We start from the raw sequence: 16,223 nt of genomic DNA, 5'->3' as shown, positions 1-16,223 counted from the left end.
CCGCAGCCGATCACTCGGCTGCGGGCTTTTTTGCTATGGCTTAGATCGCGCCGCGGCTGCGCAACAGGTCCAGCACCTGCTTGACGCTTTCTTCCAGCGACAGCGACTGGGTGTCGATCACCAGATCGGCATTGAGCGGCACGTCATAGGGGAAGGACTCGCCCGGGATGTTATCCCCGCCGGCCGCGTACAGGCCCTGCGGATCACGCTCGGCGCACACCGCAGGCGATGCCTGGACGTAGACCGTCAGCAGACGCTCCTTGCCGATCAGGTCCTTGGCCTGCTCGCGCCCTTCGGCACTCGGTGCCACGAACGCCGCCAGGGTCAGCAGCCCGGCTTCGTTGAACTGACGGGCCACATGGGCCGCGCGCCGCCAGTTCTCGGTACGCCCGGCACGGTCCTGGGGCAGGCCCTTGTTCAGGTCATGCCGCAGGTTCTGGCCATCGAGCACATACACCGCGCGCCCCATGTCGAACAGCTTGCGCTCGACCGCGTAGGCCAGGGTGCTCTTGCCCGCACCCGACAGGCCGCTGAACAGCACGGTAGCCGGTTGCTGGCCGAAACGCTGGGCACGCTCTTCGGTGGCTACATGAGCCAGCTTGCCGTGTTGGGTGACGCTGCCATGGGCCACCGGCTGGGCGATGATCATGCCGGCGCCGACGGTGCCGTTGGTCAAGCGGTCGATGACGATGAAAGCACCGGTGGTGCGATTGCTTTCGTAACCATCCAGGGCAATCGGCGCGTCGAGGCTGATCTTGACCTTGCCGATCTCGTTCAGTTGCAGCGCGCTGGCCGCGCCCTCTTCCAGGGTGTTCACATCGACCTTGTGATGGATGCTGGCAATCGAGCCCGGCACATAGCTGGTGGCGCGCTTGATGTCGTACTTCTTGCCCGGCAGCATCGGCTCTTCGGCCATCCATACCAGCATGGCTTCGAAGCTGTCGGTGACCGGCGGCACGTTGTCGGCATGCACCAGCAGGTCGCCGCGGGAGATATCGATTTCATCTTCCATGGTCAGGGTCACGGCCTGGCCCGGGCCGGCCTGCTCCAGTTCACCTTCGAAGGTGACAATGGACTTGACCCGGCTGCTCTTGCCCGACGGCAACACGACGATCTCGTCGCCCTTGTGCACGATGCCGCTGGCCAGGGTGCCGGCAAAACCACGGAAGTTCAGGTTCGGACGGTTGACATACTGCACCGGGAAACGCAGGTCGGTGAAGTTGCGGTCGCCGGCCACTTCCACGGTCTCGAGGATTTCCATCAGCGACTGGCCGGTGTACCAGGGCGAGCGCTCGCTCTTGTTCACCACGTTGTCGCCCTTGAGCGCCGACATCGGCACGAAGTGCAGGCTGGTGGGCTGCAGCTTCAGGCCCTTGGCGAACTTCAGGTAGTCGGCCTTGATCGATTCGAACACGCCTTCATCGAAGTCCTTGAGGTCCATCTTGTTGATGGCCACGACGATGTGCTTGATGCCCAGCAGGGAGGCGATGAAGCTGTGGCGACGGGTCTGGGTCTGTACGCCGTAGCGGGCGTCCACCAGGATGATCGCCAGGTCACAGGTGGATGCACCGGTGGCCATGTTGCGGGTGTACTGCTCATGGCCGGGGGTGTCGGCGATGATGAACTTGCGCTTGGCGGTGGAGAAATAGCGGTAGGCGACATCGATGGTGATGCCCTGCTCACGCTCGGCCTGCAGGCCGTCGACCAGCAACGCCAGGTCGATGTCGTCACCGGTGGTGCCGACCTTCTTCGAGTCCCGGGTGATGGCTTCCAGATGGTCTTCGTAGATCATCTTCGAGTCGTGCAGCAGGCGCCCGATCAGGGTGCTCTTGCCGTCGTCGACGTTACCGCAGGTCAAAAAGCGCAGCAGCTCCTTGCGTTCGTGCTGGCCCAGGTACGCGAGGATGTCCTCGCTGATCAAATCAGATTGATGCGACATGACAGCCCCTTAGAAATAACCTTGACGTTTCTTGTCTTCCATTGAGCCGGCGCCATCGTGGTCGATGACTCGGCCCTGGCGCTCGGAAGTTCGCGTCAGGAGCATTTCCTGGATGATGTCCGTCAGGCTCTCGGCCTCGGACTCCACCGCGCCCGTCAACGGGTAGCAGCCAAGGGTACGGAAACGTACTTTCTTTTTGACGATGCGGGCTTTCTCTTCATCGGACAGATGCTCGAGGATGCGCTCGTCATCGATCATGATCAGGGTGCCGTTCTTCTCGATCACTTCACGCTCGGCGGCGAAGTACAGCGGCACGATCGGGATGCCTTCGAGGTAGATGTACTGCCAGATGTCCAGCTCGGTCCAGTTGGACAGGGGGAACACACGGATCGACTCGCCCTTGTTGACCTTGCCGTTGTAGACGTTCCACAGCTCGGGGCGCTGGTTCTTCGGGTCCCAGCGGTGCTTGCTGTCGCGGAACGAGTAGACGCGCTCCTTGGCGCGGGACTTCTCTTCATCGCGGCGGGCACCGCCGAACGCGGCGTCGAAACCATGTTTGTCCAGAGCCTGCTTGAGGCCCTCGGTCTTCATGATGTCGGTGTGCTTGGCACTGCCGTGGGTGAAAGGGTTGATGCCCTGGGCCACGCCATCCGGGTTGACGTGGGTGATCAGGTCCAGGCCCAGCTCTTCGACCATGCGGTCGCGGAACTTGTACATTTCCTGGAATTTCCACTGGGTATCGACGTGCATCACCGGGAACGGCAGCTTGCCGGGGAAGAACGCCTTGCGAGCCAGATGCAACATCACGGCGGAGTCTTTACCGATGGAGTACAGCATCACCGGGTTGTCGAACTCGGCGGCCACCTCGCGGATGATGTGGATGCTTTCCGCCTCCAGCTGTTTCAGATGCGTCAGTTTGTCGACCATGGCTACTCACGAAAGCTTTCTTATGGACGGCCATCGGGCCGTGTTCGAGCGGGGCATGCTAGCACAGCGACCTGCTTCTAATCAGGGAGCCAACTAGAACGAAACGGTATATGAATATACCGCTCCGTTAGGCCCCAGGCGCCGCTCTGCAGGAGCTGGCTTGCCAGCGAAGGCGCTTTCAAGCGCACCTTCGGGCTGAAGATCTTTTCGCCGGCAAGCCGGATCCTGCCGGGGGTCAGATGGGGTTGGGGCAGTCGATGAACAGGTGCTCCAGGGCGAAGCGCCGAGCCAGGTAGTCACCCAGGGCCTGGACGCCATAACGCTCGGTGGCGTGATGGCCGGCGGCAATGAAGCTGATGTCGTTTTCCCGGGCACTGTGGAAGGTCTGCTCCGAGGCTTCGCCACTGAGGTACAGGTCGACGCCGGCCTGCACCGCCTGGTCGATGTAGCCCTGGCCGCCACCGGTGCACCAGCCGACCCGACGGATCATCTCGCTGCCTTCGATCAGCAGCGGCTCTCGCCCCATTGCCTCTTGCACCCGGCGGGCAAAGTCCCGCGCGGTCATCGGCTCGCTGAGGGAACCCACCAGGCCGACGACCTTGGGGTTTTCCGGGTCCAGCGGGCCTTCCACGGTGATGTCCAGCTGACGGGCCAGTTGCACGTTGTTGCCCACTTCCGGGTGCAGATCCAGGGGCAGGTGATAGGCCAGCAGGCTGATGTCGTGCTTGAGCAGGGTTTTCAGCCTACGCTGCTTCATGCCGGTGATGCAGGGGTTCTCGCCCTTCCAGAAGTAGCCGTGATGCACCAGCACCAGGTCGGCCTTGGCCTCCACCGCAGCGTCCAGCAACGCCTGGCTGGCGGTCACGCCACTGACGATGCGCATCACCTGCGGGCGCCCTTCGACCTGCAGGCCATTGGGGCAGTAATCGGCAATACGTGAACTGCCCAGGTAACGGTCCGCTTCTTCCACCAGTGTGCTCAGGGCAACGGCCATAAAAGACTCCTAAATATCCCGTTCAGAGGCACGCGCGGCCTCGTATAATGCGCGACATTATGGGCCGTGCGCAGCCCTTCGTAACCACCCAGGACTTGCTCAATGCTCAAGGCTCTGCGTTTTTTTGGCTGGCCGCTACTGGCCGGCGTGCTTATCGCGTTGTTGATTATCCAGCGCTACCCGCAATGGGTGGGCCTGCCCAGCCTCGACGTCAATCTGCAGCAAGCCCCGCAAACCACCAGCACGCAACAGGGGCCGGTGTCCTACGCCGACGCCGTGGTGATCGCCGCGCCCGCGGTGGTCAACCTGTACACCACCAAGGTCATCAACAAGCCGGCTCACCCGCTCTTTGAAGACCCGCAGTTCCGGCGCTTCTTCGGCGACAACCTGCCCAAGCAGCAGCGCATGGAATCGAGCCTGGGCTCGGGGGTGATCATGAGCCCCGAGGGCTACCTGCTGACCAACAACCATGTGACCTCCGGTGCCGAGCAAATAGTGGTGGCCCTCAAGGACGGTCGCGAGACCCTGGCCCGGGTGATCGGCAGCGATCCGGAAACCGACCTGGCGGTGCTCAAGATCGACTTGAAGAACCTGCCTTCGATCACCGTCGGCCGTTCGGAAAACGTCCGCGTCGGCGACGTCGCGCTGGCCATCGGCAACCCGTTCGGGGTCGGCCAGACCGTGACCATGGGCATCATCAGTGCCACCGGGCGCAACCAGCTGGGCCTGAACAACTACGAAGACTTCATCCAGACCGACGCCGCCATCAACCCGGGCAACTCCGGTGGCGCCCTGGTGGACGCCAACGGCAACCTGACCGGGATCAACACCGCGATCTTCTCCAAGTCCGGCGGCTCCCAGGGCATCGGTTTTGCGATCCCGATCAAGCTGGCCATGGAAGTGATGAAGTCGATCATCGAGCACGGCCAGGTCATCCGCGGCTGGCTGGGGATCGAAGTGCAACCCTTGACCCAGGAGCTGGCAGAGTCCTTCGGCCTGGCCGGGCGCCCGGGAATCGTGGTGGCGGGGATCTTCCGCGACGGCCCGGCGCAGAAAGCTGGGATGCAACTGGGTGACGTGATCCTCAGTATCGATGGCGAACCTGCCGGCGACGGCCGGCGTTCGATGAACCAGGTGGCGCGGATCAAACCGACGGACAAAGTCTCGATCCTGGTCATGCGCAACGGCAAGGAACTCAAGCTGACGGCAGAAATCGGCCTGCGACCACCGCCCGCGCCCGTCAAAGAAGAAGAGTGAAGCTGGGCCCGGCCATGCCGGGCTAACAGCATACATTCTCATTAGTCATGTTATATTGTTTCAATATCGCTATTGGAACAGCCCCATGACGTCCCGAAGAATCCTCCCCTTGGCAGGCCTGACCCTGGGCCTGCTGGCAGATCCGCTGCTGGCTAAAGAACCTGAGCCGCTGGAACTTGAAACCACCCGTATCAGCACCGAATACGAATCCGCAACGGGCCCGGTCAAGGGCTACCGGGCCACACGCTCGGCCAGCGCGACGAAGACCGATACGGCGATCCGCGACATTCCCCAATCCATCAGCGTGATCCCCGCCAGCGTGTTCAAGGACCTGGGCAGCAACAACGTCGAACGCGCCCTGGAGTTTGCCGGCGGGGTTTCCAAGCAGAACAACTTCGGCGGGCTGACCCTGTATGAATACAGCGTGCGCGGCTTCACCACCTCGGAGTTCTACAAGGACGGCTTCAGCGCCAACCGCGGCTATCCCAGCACCCCGGACGCCGCCACTGTCGAGCGCATCGAAGTGCTCAAGGGGCCGGCCGCCAGCCTCTATGGCCGTGGCGACCCCGGCGGCACGGTGAATATCGTCACCAAGAAACCCCAGCCCGAAGCCTTCGCGACCTTGCAGACCAGTGCTGGCAGCTGGGACCGCTACCGTACCGCCCTGGACCTCAACACCCCGCTGGATGCCCAGGGTAACCTGCTGTCCCGAGTCAACCTGGCCGTGGAGGACAACCACAGCTTTCGCGACCACGTGGACAGCCGCCGGGTGTTCGTCGCGCCTTCCTTCAGCTGGCAGTTGAACCCGGACACCAGCCTGCTGCTGGAAAGCGAATGGGTGCGCCACAGCTCGACCTTCGACCGCGGCATCGTGGCCCCGAACAATCGCTGGAGCGGCGTCTCCCGCTCGACCTTCCTCGGCGAACCCGATGACGGCAACATCGACAACCACAACAACATGCTTCAGGCCACCCTGGAACACCACCTCAATGACAGCTGGAAACTGCGTCTGGCCAGCCACTACAAGGAAGGCAAGCTCTGGGGCTTCGCCTCCGAAACCCGACCGCTGAACGCCGACCGGCACACGGTCAACCGGCGCTACCGCGAGCGGGACAACAACTGGCATGACAGCATCACCCAGCTGGAACTGCGCGGCCTGTTCGACCTCGGCAGTTGGCAGCATGAACTGCTGATCGGCAGCGAATACGAGAACTACCGCAAGAACGAGCGGGTCACCAGCATTGCCGGCGGCGCCTATGCCATCGATATCTACGACCCGATCTACGGTCAGGCCAAGCCCAACGGCAAACGCTCTGGCACGGACTTTTTCGAGCATGTCGAAAGCCAGGCCCTCAACCTGCAGGACCAGATCATCTTCACTGACCGCCTGCGAGGCATGGTCGGCGCCCGCTTTGAACACTTCGAGCAAAAGATCGACGACCACACCACCGGCAAGCGCAGCCGCCAGAACCACGATGCCCTGACCCAGCGCGCCGGCCTGCTCTACCAACTGACCCCGCAGGTGGGGCTGTTCGCCAACGCCTCCACCTCGTTCAAGCCCAACAATGGGCTGGATGCGGGCGGCAAGACCTTCAAGCCCGAGGAAGGCGTCGGCTATGAAGTGGGGATCAAGAGCGAGCTGTTCGACGAACGCTTGAGCGCCACCCTCGCCGCCTTCCATATCGACAAGGAAAACGTCCTGGCCCTGGACCCCGGCACCGACGCCAGCCGCGCCGTGGGCAAGGCCCGCAGCCAGGGCTTCGACCTGCAGTTCAGCGGCCAGTTGACCGACGCGGTGCGCGTGATAGGCGCCTATGCGCTGATTGATGCGCAAGTCACCAAGGGCGACCCGGCAATCCCCGCCGGCAGCCGCATTCTCGGCGTGGCCAAGCACAGCGCCAGCCTGCTGGGGGTCTATGAATTCCAGGACGGCCGGCTCAAGGGCTCGGACATCGGCGCAGCCCTGACCTATGTCGGCGACCGCTCGGGCGAGGCCGGAGGCAGCTTCGAGCTGCCCGCCTACCGCACCCTGGACCTGCTGGCCCACTACAAGGCCAGCGACAACCTGACCCTGGGCCTGAACCTGAACAACCTGTTCGACGAGAAGTACTACGAACGCTCCTACAGCAACTACTGGGTCAATCCCGGCGAACCGCGCAATTTCACCCTCAGCCTCACACTCAACCTGTAGAAGAGAGCCGCCATGCACAGCCTCAAATCCATTGCCCTGCTGGGCCTGCTCGCCACACTGGGCGCCACCCAGGCCTCGGCCCACGGCCTGTGGACCGAACAACGACGCGGCAATATCGAAGTGATCTACGGCCACGGCGCCGAAGACGACGCCTTCAAGGCCAAGAAAATCAGCGGTGCCTGGGCCTATGACGGCGCGGCCAGAATGATTCCGGTGACCGTGCAACGCCTGGCGGACCACGCACGCCTGCAACCGCTCAAACCACCGGCGGTACTGGCCGTGGCACTGGACAACGGCCCCTGGTCGCAAACCGCGGACAAGCGCTGGGTCAACCAGGGTCGCAGCAAGGTCCCGGGGGCCATTGCCTCGACTCACACCTACAAGTACAGCCTGGCGATCTATCAACCGGGAGCGAAGCTGCCCAAGCTGGAACAGCTCAAGCTGGTGATCCTGCCGGAAGTCGACCCGCTGACCGTCGGCCCGGGCAAAAACCTGCCGGTGCGGGTGCTGCTGGATGGGCAGCCGGTGGCCGGGGTGAAGTTGATTGGCGATTACCGCAATGCACCGAGCACCCTGAGCACCGAGACCGATGCCCAGGGACGTGCCCAAGTGCTGGTGAGGAACGAAGGCTTGAACGTGATTGCCGCAGAGCTGGAGGTAGCGCTCAAGGACAACCCGGATGTGGCCTCACGCGGCCTGTTCAGCTCCCTGACTTTCCTCGGCGAGCCGCACCACGAATAAAGGTACGGCCACCTCGGAAGCCAGGCGCCTGGACTACAGCTCGCCCAGGCCGTCGATCAGCGCCTGGTTCTGTTCCTGTGTGCCGATGCTGATCCGCAGGAACTGAGCGATCCGCTGCTGCTTGAAGTGGCGCACTATCACCCCTTGCTCGCGCAGCTTGGCCGCCAGGCCGGCTGCGTCGTGCCGCGGGTGGCGGGCAAAGATGAAGTTGGCCGCCGACGGCAGCACTTCGAAGCCCTTGGCCTGCAACTGCGCCACCACCCATTCGCGACTGTCGATCACTTGCTGGCAGGTCTTGGCAAAGTACTCGCGGTCCTCGAAGGCCGCCGCCGCTCCGACGATCGCCAGGCGATCCAGCGGGTACGAGTTGAAGCTGTTCTTGACCCGCTCCAGGGCCTCGATCAGATCCGGGTGCCCTACCGCCAGGCCCACTCGCAAGCCGGCCAGGGAGCGCGACTTGGACAGGGTCTGGGTCACCAGCAGGTTCGGGTAGCGATCCACCAGGCTGATGGCGGTCTGGCCGCCGAAGTCGATGTAGGCCTCATCCACCACCACCACGGAATCCGGGCTGGCCTTGAGGATCTGCTCCACCGCATCCAGGGCCAACAGGCAGCCGGTGGGCGCATTCGGGTTGGGGAAGATGATCCCGCCGTTGGGCCTGGCGTAGTCGGCCACGCGGATCTGGAACTGCTCGTCCAGCGGCACCGCTTCGTGCTCGATGCCGTACAGGCCGCAATACACCGGGTAGAAGCTGTAGCTGATGTCCGGGAACAGCAGCGGTTTTTCCTGCTGCAGCAGGCCATGGAAAATGTGCGCCAGGACTTCGTCGGAACCGTTGCCGAGGAACACCTGGTTACCCTGCACCCCGTAGTAACTGGCCACCGCCTGCTTGAGCAGGTCACTGTTGGGGTCCGGGTACAGGCGCAGGTTGTCGTTGAGTTCGGCCTGCATCGCCGCCAGGGCCCTGGGCGACGGGCCATAGGGGTTTTCATTGGTGTTGAGCTTGACCAGCTTGGTCAGCTTGGGTTGTTCGCCCGGCACGTAGGGCACCAGGTTCTTGACGAACGGACTCCAGAATTTGCTCATGTTCATTGCCCCTGATCTTGGTCGTCGACGATGCGGTATTCGGCGCTGCGGGCGTGGGCGGTCAGCGACTCGCCACGGGCCAGCACCGAGGCGGTGCGGCCCAGTTCAGAGGCGCCCTGCTCGGAGCAGAAGATGATCGACGAACGTTTCTGGAAGTCATACACCCCCAGCGGCGACGAGAAACGCGCGGTGCCGGAAGTCGGCAGCACGTGGTTCGGCCCGGCGCAGTAATCCCCCAGCGCTTCGCTGGTGTGGCGGCCCATGAAGATCGCCCCGGCGTGGCGGATCTGCGGCAGCCAGGCTTGCGGATCGGCCACGGACAGCTCCAGGTGCTCGGGGGCAATGCGGTTGGCCACTTCAATGGCTTGCTGCATGTCGCGGACCTTGATCAGGGCTCCACGGCCATTGATCGAGGTGTTGATGATTTCCGCGCGCTCCATGGTTGGCAGCAGCTTGGCGATGCTTGCCGCGACTTTATCCAGGAACTCGGCATCCGGGCTGACCAGGATCGCCTGGGCGTCTTCGTCGTGCTCGGCCTGGGAGAACAGGTCCATGGCGATCCAGTCCGGGTCGGTCTGGCCGTCGCAGACCACCAGGATCTCCGACGGGCCGGCGATCATGTCGATGCCGACCTGGCCGAACACGTGGCGCTTGGCGGTGGCTACATAGATGTTGCCCGGGCCGACAACCTTGTCCACCTGGGGCACGCTTTCGGTGCCGTAGGCCAGCGCGGCCACGGCCTGGGCGCCGCCGATGGTGAACACCCGATCGACCCCGGCGATGCAGGCGGCAGCCAGTACCAATTCGTTGACCTCGCCACGCGGGGTCGGCACCACCATCACCACCTCGGTAACGCCCGCCACCTTAGCCGGAATCGCGTTCATCAGCACCGACGACGGGTAGGACGCCTTGCCCCCCGGTACGTACAGCCCGGCGCGGTCCAGCGGCGTGACCTTCTGGCCCAGCACCGTGCCGTCGGCCTCGGTGTAGGTCCAGGAGTCCTGTTTCTGCTTCTCGTGGTAGCTGCGCACCCGCGCCGCGGCCTTTTCCAGGGCTTCGCGCTGGGCCACGGTGATCCGGGTCAGGGCCAGCTCCAGGCGCTCGCGCGGCAGGATCAGGTCTGCCATGGAGGCCACTTGCAAGCCGTCGAAACGCTGGGTGAACTCCACCAGCGCCGCATCGCCGCGCTCGCGCACGGACTTGATGATGTCCAGCACCCGCTGATTGACCGAATCGTCAGAGACACTTTCCCAGCTCAGCAGATGATCCAGATGACGGGCGAAGTCCGGGTCGGCAGCGTTGAGTCGGCGAATTGCAGTCGGAGCGGTCATAGCGAAGGCCTCAATGATTGGCGAATGCACAAAAGGGCAAGCTTGGATTTGCAAAGCTCAGGCGCCGCAAGACTACCAAGCCATCCGCGTGGGCACCTGAGCATTCTGGCTATGACGCGGATAGATGGGCGCGGCTCAAGGCCACGCATGTGAATCAGCCGCGGTGTCGCGATTCCACTGCCTTGCGCAGGGTATCGATCAACGCCTGGATACGGGCGTGCTGCATCTTCATCGATGCCTTGTTGACCACCAGGCGGGAGCTGATGGTAGCAATCAGTTCCTGGGGTTCCAGGCCGTTGGCCCGCAGGGTATTGCCAGTGTCGACCACGTCGATGATCTTGTCGGCCAGGCCGATCAGCGGTGCCAGCTCCATAGAACCGTAGAGCTTGATGATGTCCACCTGACGACCCTGCTCGGCGTAGTAGCGCTTGGCTACGTTGACGAACTTGGTGGCCACGCGCAGGCGGCCCTTGGGTTCTGCGGCGCCAATGGCACCGGCAGTCATCAGCTTGCACTGGGCAATCTGCAGGTCCAGTGGCTCATACAGGCCCTGGCCGGTGTATTCCATCAGGACGTCCTTGCCGGCCACCCCGAGGTCGGCAGCGCCATGCTCGACATAGGTCGGCACGTCAGTGGCACGCACGATCAGCAGGCGGACATCGTCCTGGGTCGTGGGGATGATCAGTTTGCGGCTCTTGTCCGGATTCTCGGTTGGCACGATGCCCGCTTCAGCCAGAAGCGGCAGCGTGTCGTCGAGGATACGGCCCTTGGACAGTGCGATGGTCAACATGAGTAACGTAAGTCCTTATGCGGCGACTGATGCCCGGACGCAAACGGCGCCAGACATGCGTCGAGCCTGAAGACAGGCTCGACGTGAAACAGGTTCGACTGTGGGCACCTCCCTGTGCCCGTCATGCAACTAGCCCGGTACGCGGCGGATCTTGGCGCCGAGCATCTGCAGCTTCTCTTCGATGCACTCGTAACCACGGTCGATGTGGTAGATGCGATCGATCAGGGTGTCGCCTTCGGCCATCAGGGCCGAGATCACCAGGCTGGCCGAAGCCCGCAGGTCGGTAGCCATGACAGGCGCGCCCTTGAGGATTTCGGTACCGGTAACGATGGCGGTGTTGCCTTCGACCTGGATCTTGGCGCCCATGCGGTGCAGCTCATAGACGTGCATGAAGCGGTTTTCGAAGATGGTCTCGATCACCGCGCCAGTACCTTCGGCAATCGCGTTCAGGGAAATGAACTGCGCCTGCATGTCGGTGGGGAACGCCGGGTACGGAGCGGTACGCACGTTGACCGCCTTGGGGCGCTTGCCGTGCATGTTGAGCTCGATCCAGTCGCTGCCGGTGGTGACTTCAGCGCCGGCTTCCTTGAGCTTTTCCAGAACGGCCTCAAGGATGGTCGGATCGGTGTCCTTGACCTTGACGCGGCCACCGGTGACCGCAGCGGCCACCAGGTAGGTGCCGGTTTCGATACGGTCAGGCATCACTTTGTAGATCGCCGAATGCAGGCGCTCTACGCCATCGATGGTGATGGTGTCGGTGCCGGCGCCGGAAATCTTCGCGCCCATGGCGATCAGGAAGTTTGCCAGGTCCACGACTTCTGGTTCGCGAGCGGCGTTCTGCAGCACGCTGCGGCCACGGGCCAGGGCTGCAGCCATCATGATGTTCTCGGTACCGGTCACGCTCACGGTATCGAAGAAGAAATTCGCGCCGCGCAGGCCACCCTCAGGCGCCTTGGCCTTGATGTAGCCGCCTTCGACGTCGATCACCGCGCCCATGGCTTCCAGGCCGCGGATGTGCAGGTCCACCGGACGCGAGCCGATGGCGCAACCGCCAGGCAGGGCCACTTCGGCTTCGCCGAAACGGGCAACCATCGGGCCCAGTACCAGGATCGAGGCGCGCATGGTTTTCACCAGCTCGTAGGGTGCCACCAGGGTCTTGATGGTACGCGGGTCGATTTCGACGCTGAGTTTCTCGTCGATCACCGGCTCGATGCCCATGCGACCGAACAGCTCGATCATGGTGGTAATGTCGTGCAGGTGCGGCAGGTTGGCCACGGTGACCGGGCCATCGCACAGCAGGGTTGCCGCCAGAATCGGCAGCGCGGAGTTCTTGGCCCCGGAAATGCGGATCTCGCCATCAAGGCGAACGCCGCCGGTAATAATCAATTTATCCATAACAGTCTCGACGCCCTTGGGCTCAGGTGCGCTCGGCCCAGGCCGCGCGGCTGAAAAATTTCATGGTGATCGCGTGGATGCTGCCATCGGCAATCCATGGATTCAAATGGGCATAGATGCTCTGCTGACGCTTCACCGGGCTCAAGGCCGACAGTTCGTCGCTAATCACGTTCAGCTGAAAGTTGCAGCCTTCGCCCTCAACTTCTACCTGAGCTCCGGGCAGCTTTCCCTCAAGAAAGCTCTTCACTTCGTTGGCCTGCATGCTCAACCTCAATCGGCGCCCTGTGCGCGCGGGTCGGACATCATACAAAAAAGCCCCGCGCCTGCGAACCCCGCATAGCAGGACTCTGACGGGGGGCTTCTATATAGAGATGTGGGTTATTGGGGATGGGCGAAGATTTCGGTGACTCCGGAGACCTCGGCGATCTCGCGCATGTCCTCGGGCAGCGCACGAACGCTCACCGCCTTGCCCAGTGCCTGGCCATCACGCATGAAGGCCAGCAGCAGCGCGAGTCCGACGCTGGAGGACTTCTCCACCGCCGAGCAATCGAGCACCAGCGCCGGTGCCTGGCTCGATTTGATCAGCGCCTGGCCCTGCTTGCGCAGGCCCGGGCCGCTGCGGTAATCCAGCACGCCGCTGATCAACAGTTCCCCGGCGTCACCGAGGCGCACGGCCGATTCACTCATTGCGCAGCCTTTTGTGCAGCGTCTTCGGTCACTTCCTTGGCCTTGGCCACCTCACCGGCCCAGCCGTCGATGGTCTTGTCCAGGTTGTTGCCATTGCGCTGCATCGCGTCGGCGAACTGATCACGGAACAGCTTGCCGATATTGATGCCGTTGATGATCACGTTACGCACTTTCCACTCGTCGTTGATCTTTTCCAGGGTGTAGGACACTGGGTAGATCGCGCCGTTGTTGCCCTTGACCTGCATATCGACGCTGGTGCGGGTGCCGCTTTCATCCTTGGCCGGAGAAACCGTGATGCCCTGGTTGTTGTACTCCAGCAAGGCATTGCCATAGAACTGCATCAGGCTGCGCTTGAAATTTTCCTGGAAGCGCACCATCTGCTCCGGCGTGGCCTTGCGCGAATACTTGACGGTCATGATGCTGCGGGAAATGCCATCAGCATCCACCACAGGACCGACGATGCTGTTCAAGGCATTGTAGAAGTCGTTCGGGCTTTGCTTGTACTTCTCTTTATTGGCCGCCAGGTCAGCGAGCAGACGGGTGGTCGTGTCCTGCACCAGATCATGCGCGGAAGGCGTGCTTGCCGCGTTGGCCAGCAACGGCAGAGCCGCCAGCAGCACCAACAGGCCACGTCGCAAGATAGAGATCATCGAAAAACTCCTCATTTGGCGTCTTTGCTAACGGTATTGAGCAGGAATTTACCGATCAGGTCCTCCAATACCAGCGACGACTGGGTGTCGTGGATGGTTCCACCATCCTTGAGCAAGGCTTCTTCCCCGCCCACGCTGATACCGATGTATTTCTCACCCAACAGGCCAGCAGTCAGGATAGATGCAGTGGAGTCAGTCGGCAGATTATCCACGCGCTTTTCCAATTGCATCGTTACCCGGCCAGTGAAGCTGTCACGGTCCAGATCGATCGCCGTGACCTTGCCGATGGTCACGCCGGCCATGGTCACTTTGGCTCTGACCGTCAAACCGGCGATATTGTCGAAGTAGGCGTAAAGTTTATAAGTATCGGTGCTCGCGGTTGGAGACAAGCCACTGACTCGCAGGGCAAGCAACAGCAAAGCCAGGATGCCGGCCAGCAGGAAAAGGCCGACACCGATTTCCAGGGTGCGGTTTTGCATCAGAAATCTCCAAACATCAAGGCGGTCAGAATAAAGTCCAAGCCGAGTACGGCCAACGAGGCATACACCACGGTCTTGGTAGTGGCACGGCTGATCCCCTCTGAAGTGGGCTCACAGTCATAGCCTTGGAAAACGGCGATCCAGGTCACTACAAACGCAAAAACAATACTTTTGATCACACCGTTGAGCACGTCACCACTGAAGGTCACGCTGTTCTGCATGTTCGCCCAGTAGGAGCCGTCGTAGACTCCCAGCCAGTCGACAGCGACCCACGAACCGCCCCAGATGCCCACCACGCTGAAAATCATCGCCAGCAATGGCAGGGAAATGAAGCCGGCCCACAGGCGCGGCGCAATGATGTACTTGAGCGGGTCGACACCGATCATCTCCAGGCTGGAGAGCTGCTCGGTGGACTTCATGTTGCCGATTTCCGCGGTCAGCGCCGAACCGGCACGCCCGGCGAACAGCAGCGCAGTCACTACCGGCCCCAGCTCCCGCAACAGGGTCAGGGCCACCATCTGCCCCACCGCCTGCTCCGAACCGTAGCTGGAAAGGATATTGAAGCCCTGCAGCGCCAGCACCATGCCGATGAAGATCCCGGACACGACAATGATCACCAGGGACATCACGCCCACTGAGTGCAGTTGCTTGACCAGCAGGCCAAAGCTGCCGCCGATGCCACCGCGGCCCAGCAACGCATGGAACAGGAACAGCGTGGAACGCCCCAGTACCGCCAGGACATCGATGCCTGAGCGACCGAAGAGGCGAACCCTCTCGATTAGCGATATTTTGCGCATCAGCGCTTCCCCAGAAGATCTGCGCGGTAGTCCGTCGCTGGAAAGTGAAACGGCACCGGGCCGTCGGGATCGCCCTTCATGAACTGACGGATACGCGGATTATCGGAGTCCATCAGCTCTTCGGGAGTTCCCTGGCCCAACACCTGGCCATCGCCCACTACATAGAGGTAGTCGGCAATGCTCGCGGTTTCCGCCAGGTCGTGGGAAACCAGGATGCTGGTGATGCCCAGGGCATCGTTGAGCAGCCGGATCAGGCGCACCAGAACGCCCATGGCAATGGGGTCCTGGCCCACGAAAGGCTCGTCGTACATGAGGATCTGCGGATCCAGGGCAATCGCCCGGGCCAGGGCGACCCGGCGCTTCATGCCGCCGGACAGCTCGTCGGGCATCAGGTCGACCGCGCCGCGCAAGCCCACCGCCTGCAACTTGAGCAGGACGATGTCACGAATCATTTCGTCCGGCAGTTGGGTGTGCACCCGCAGCGGAAAGGCCACGTTCTCGAACACGTCCAGGTCGGTGAACAGTGCGCCGCTCTGGAACAGCACGCCCATCTGCTTGCGCGCGTCGAACAGATCGCTGCGCGAAAGGCTCGGCAGATTCTGGCCATTGACCCACACCTCGCCGCTGCTGGGCCGCAACTGCATGCCCATCAAGCGCAACAGGGTGGTCTTCCCACAGCCGGAAGGCCCCATGATGCCGGTGACCTTGCCCCGCGGAATACGGATATCCACGTTATTGAAAATGCTGCGCGTACCGCGCTTGAAGGACAGTCCCTTCAGCTCGACCGCGTAGGCGTTATCGGCACTCATCTAAACTCCTTGCGATGCAGCCTATCACTCGGACGCTTGGCTCCCTGCCGGGAGTACATGCCCCTGGGCAGGCCGAACTGGCGGCGAACTATATCACTGCTGATACGGAGCCCCCAAGGCCGACGCCACCCCCGTTCAGGTCGACGACAG

General features: G+C 62.5%; 16 protein-coding genes. 3 read left to right on the top strand and 13 right to left on the bottom strand.

The window, feature by feature from the left end:
* Positions 1–40: 40 nt before the first annotated feature.
* The 3 genes from cysN to AC1RGE_RS12040 form a co-directional block, all read right to left on the bottom strand.
* Positions 41–1,939, bottom strand: a complete 1,899-nt coding sequence (gene cysN, locus AC1RGE_RS12050) for a sulfate adenylyltransferase subunit CysN (protein ID WP_011059290.1) — start codon at positions 1,937–1,939, stop codon at positions 41–43.
* A 9-nt stretch (positions 1,940–1,948) separates the two neighbouring features.
* A complete protein-coding gene (gene cysD / locus AC1RGE_RS12045; RefSeq protein WP_011059289.1) occupies positions 1,949–2,866 on the bottom strand; it encodes a sulfate adenylyltransferase subunit CysD in 918 nt (305 codons plus the stop codon).
* A gap of 235 nt (positions 2,867–3,101) precedes the next feature.
* On the bottom strand, positions 3,102–3,860 hold the full coding sequence (locus AC1RGE_RS12040) for a Nif3-like dinuclear metal center hexameric protein (RefSeq protein ID WP_011059288.1): 759 nt from the start codon (positions 3,858–3,860) through the stop codon (positions 3,102–3,104).
* Between the two features lie 102 nt (positions 3,861–3,962).
* On the opposite strand from AC1RGE_RS12040, the gene algW reads away from it, so the two are divergent.
* The 3 genes from algW (at position 3,963) to AC1RGE_RS12025 (ending at position 8,049) form a co-directional block, all read left to right on the top strand.
* Entirely contained in the window at positions 3,963–5,117 is a 1,155-nt protein-coding gene (gene algW, locus AC1RGE_RS12035; RefSeq protein ID WP_011059287.1) for a Do family serine endopeptidase AlgW, read from the top strand.
* Between the two features lie 85 nt (positions 5,118–5,202).
* On the top strand, positions 5,203–7,308 hold the full coding sequence (locus AC1RGE_RS12030) for a TonB-dependent siderophore receptor (RefSeq protein ID WP_492584350.1): 2,106 nt from the start codon (positions 5,203–5,205) through the stop codon (positions 7,306–7,308).
* Between the two features lie 12 nt (positions 7,309–7,320).
* The gene (locus AC1RGE_RS12025; protein WP_011059285.1) at positions 7,321–8,049 is read left to right on the top strand and encodes a DUF4198 domain-containing protein; all 729 of its coding nucleotides are present in this window, start codon (positions 7,321–7,323) and stop codon (positions 8,047–8,049) included.
* A 33-nt stretch (positions 8,050–8,082) separates the two neighbouring features.
* Here AC1RGE_RS12025 and hisC read toward each other — a convergent pair whose 3' ends face one another.
* From hisC to AC1RGE_RS11975, 10 genes are all read right to left on the bottom strand, one after another.
* On the bottom strand, positions 8,083–9,135 hold the full coding sequence (hisC, locus tag AC1RGE_RS12020; protein WP_011059284.1) for a histidinol-phosphate transaminase: 1,053 nt from the start codon (positions 9,133–9,135) through the stop codon (positions 8,083–8,085).
* Between the two features lie 2 nt (positions 9,136–9,137).
* A complete protein-coding gene (gene hisD, locus AC1RGE_RS12015; RefSeq protein WP_401261482.1) occupies positions 9,138–10,466 on the bottom strand; it encodes a histidinol dehydrogenase in 1,329 nt (442 codons plus the stop codon).
* Between the two features lie 154 nt (positions 10,467–10,620).
* On the bottom strand, positions 10,621–11,256 hold the full coding sequence (gene hisG / locus AC1RGE_RS12010; RefSeq protein WP_011059282.1) for an ATP phosphoribosyltransferase: 636 nt from the start codon (positions 11,254–11,256) through the stop codon (positions 10,621–10,623).
* 129 nt (positions 11,257–11,385) lie between these two features.
* Positions 11,386–12,651 (bottom strand): UDP-N-acetylglucosamine 1-carboxyvinyltransferase, encoded by a 1,266-nt coding sequence (murA, locus tag AC1RGE_RS12005; protein ID WP_011059281.1) that lies wholly within the window; start codon positions 12,649–12,651, stop codon positions 11,386–11,388.
* Between the two features lie 22 nt (positions 12,652–12,673).
* Entirely contained in the window at positions 12,674–12,913 is a 240-nt protein-coding gene (locus tag AC1RGE_RS12000; protein WP_011059280.1) for a BolA family protein, read from the bottom strand.
* Between the two features lie 116 nt (positions 12,914–13,029).
* Positions 13,030–13,338 (bottom strand): STAS domain-containing protein, encoded by a 309-nt coding sequence (locus AC1RGE_RS11995; RefSeq protein ID WP_011059279.1) that lies wholly within the window; start codon positions 13,336–13,338, stop codon positions 13,030–13,032.
* Positions 13,335–13,988 (bottom strand): MlaC/ttg2D family ABC transporter substrate-binding protein, encoded by a 654-nt coding sequence (locus AC1RGE_RS11990; RefSeq protein ID WP_011059278.1) that lies wholly within the window; start codon positions 13,986–13,988, stop codon positions 13,335–13,337. The genes AC1RGE_RS11995 and AC1RGE_RS11990 overlap by 4 nt, the downstream gene beginning before the upstream one ends.
* Before the next feature lie 11 nt (positions 13,989–13,999).
* Positions 14,000–14,467 (bottom strand): outer membrane lipid asymmetry maintenance protein MlaD, encoded by a 468-nt coding sequence (gene mlaD / locus AC1RGE_RS11985; protein ID WP_011059277.1) that lies wholly within the window; start codon positions 14,465–14,467, stop codon positions 14,000–14,002.
* Positions 14,467–15,264: a lipid asymmetry maintenance ABC transporter permease subunit MlaE gene (gene mlaE, locus AC1RGE_RS11980; RefSeq protein ID WP_011059276.1), complete on the bottom strand. Its 798-nt coding sequence runs from the start codon at positions 15,262–15,264 to the stop codon at positions 14,467–14,469. Before mlaE ends, mlaD begins: the two co-directional genes overlap by 1 nt.
* A complete protein-coding gene (locus tag AC1RGE_RS11975; RefSeq protein WP_011059275.1) occupies positions 15,264–16,073 on the bottom strand; it encodes an ATP-binding cassette domain-containing protein in 810 nt (269 codons plus the stop codon). The genes mlaE and AC1RGE_RS11975 overlap by 1 nt, the downstream gene beginning before the upstream one ends.
* Positions 16,074–16,223 lie beyond the last annotated feature (150 nt).

The organism is Pseudomonas sp. GW823-FHT02C05, from assembly GCF_058797595.1.
The sequence above is the reverse complement of the archived record's forward strand: the minus strand, read 5'-3'. Positions and strand labels throughout refer to the sequence as shown.

Coding starts and splice junctions, on each gene's coding strand:
- cysN (WP_011059290.1), bottom strand. CDS start 1,939: ATGTCGCATCAATCTGATTTGATCAGCGAGGACATCCTCGCGTACCTG.
- cysD (WP_011059289.1), bottom strand. CDS start 2,866: ATGGTCGACAAACTGACGCATCTGAAACAGCTGGAGGCGGAAAGCATC.
- AC1RGE_RS12040 (WP_011059288.1), bottom strand. CDS start 3,860: ATGGCCGTTGCCCTGAGCACACTGGTGGAAGAAGCGGACCGTTACCTG.
- algW (WP_011059287.1), top strand. CDS start 3,963: ATGCTCAAGGCTCTGCGTTTTTTTGGCTGGCCGCTACTGGCCGGCGTG.
- AC1RGE_RS12030 (WP_492584350.1), top strand. CDS start 5,203: ATGACGTCCCGAAGAATCCTCCCCTTGGCAGGCCTGACCCTGGGCCTG.
- AC1RGE_RS12025 (WP_011059285.1), top strand. CDS start 7,321: ATGCACAGCCTCAAATCCATTGCCCTGCTGGGCCTGCTCGCCACACTG.
- hisC (WP_011059284.1), bottom strand. CDS start 9,135: ATGAGCAAATTCTGGAGTCCGTTCGTCAAGAACCTGGTGCCCTACGTG.
- hisD (WP_401261482.1), bottom strand. CDS start 10,466: ATGACCGCTCCGACTGCAATTCGCCGACTCAACGCTGCCGACCCGGAC.
- hisG (WP_011059282.1), bottom strand. CDS start 11,256: ATGTTGACCATCGCACTGTCCAAGGGCCGTATCCTCGACGACACGCTG.
- murA (WP_011059281.1), bottom strand. CDS start 12,651: ATGGATAAATTGATTATTACCGGCGGCGTTCGCCTTGATGGCGAGATC.
- AC1RGE_RS12000 (WP_011059280.1), bottom strand. CDS start 12,913: ATGCAGGCCAACGAAGTGAAGAGCTTTCTTGAGGGAAAGCTGCCCGGA.
- AC1RGE_RS11995 (WP_011059279.1), bottom strand. CDS start 13,338: ATGAGTGAATCGGCCGTGCGCCTCGGTGACGCCGGGGAACTGTTGATC.
- AC1RGE_RS11990 (WP_011059278.1), bottom strand. CDS start 13,988: ATGATCTCTATCTTGCGACGTGGCCTGTTGGTGCTGCTGGCGGCTCTG.
- mlaD (WP_011059277.1), bottom strand. CDS start 14,467: ATGCAAAACCGCACCCTGGAAATCGGTGTCGGCCTTTTCCTGCTGGCC.
- mlaE (WP_011059276.1), bottom strand. CDS start 15,264: ATGCGCAAAATATCGCTAATCGAGAGGGTTCGCCTCTTCGGTCGCTCA.
- AC1RGE_RS11975 (WP_011059275.1), bottom strand. CDS start 16,073: ATGAGTGCCGATAACGCCTACGCGGTCGAGCTGAAGGGACTGTCCTTC.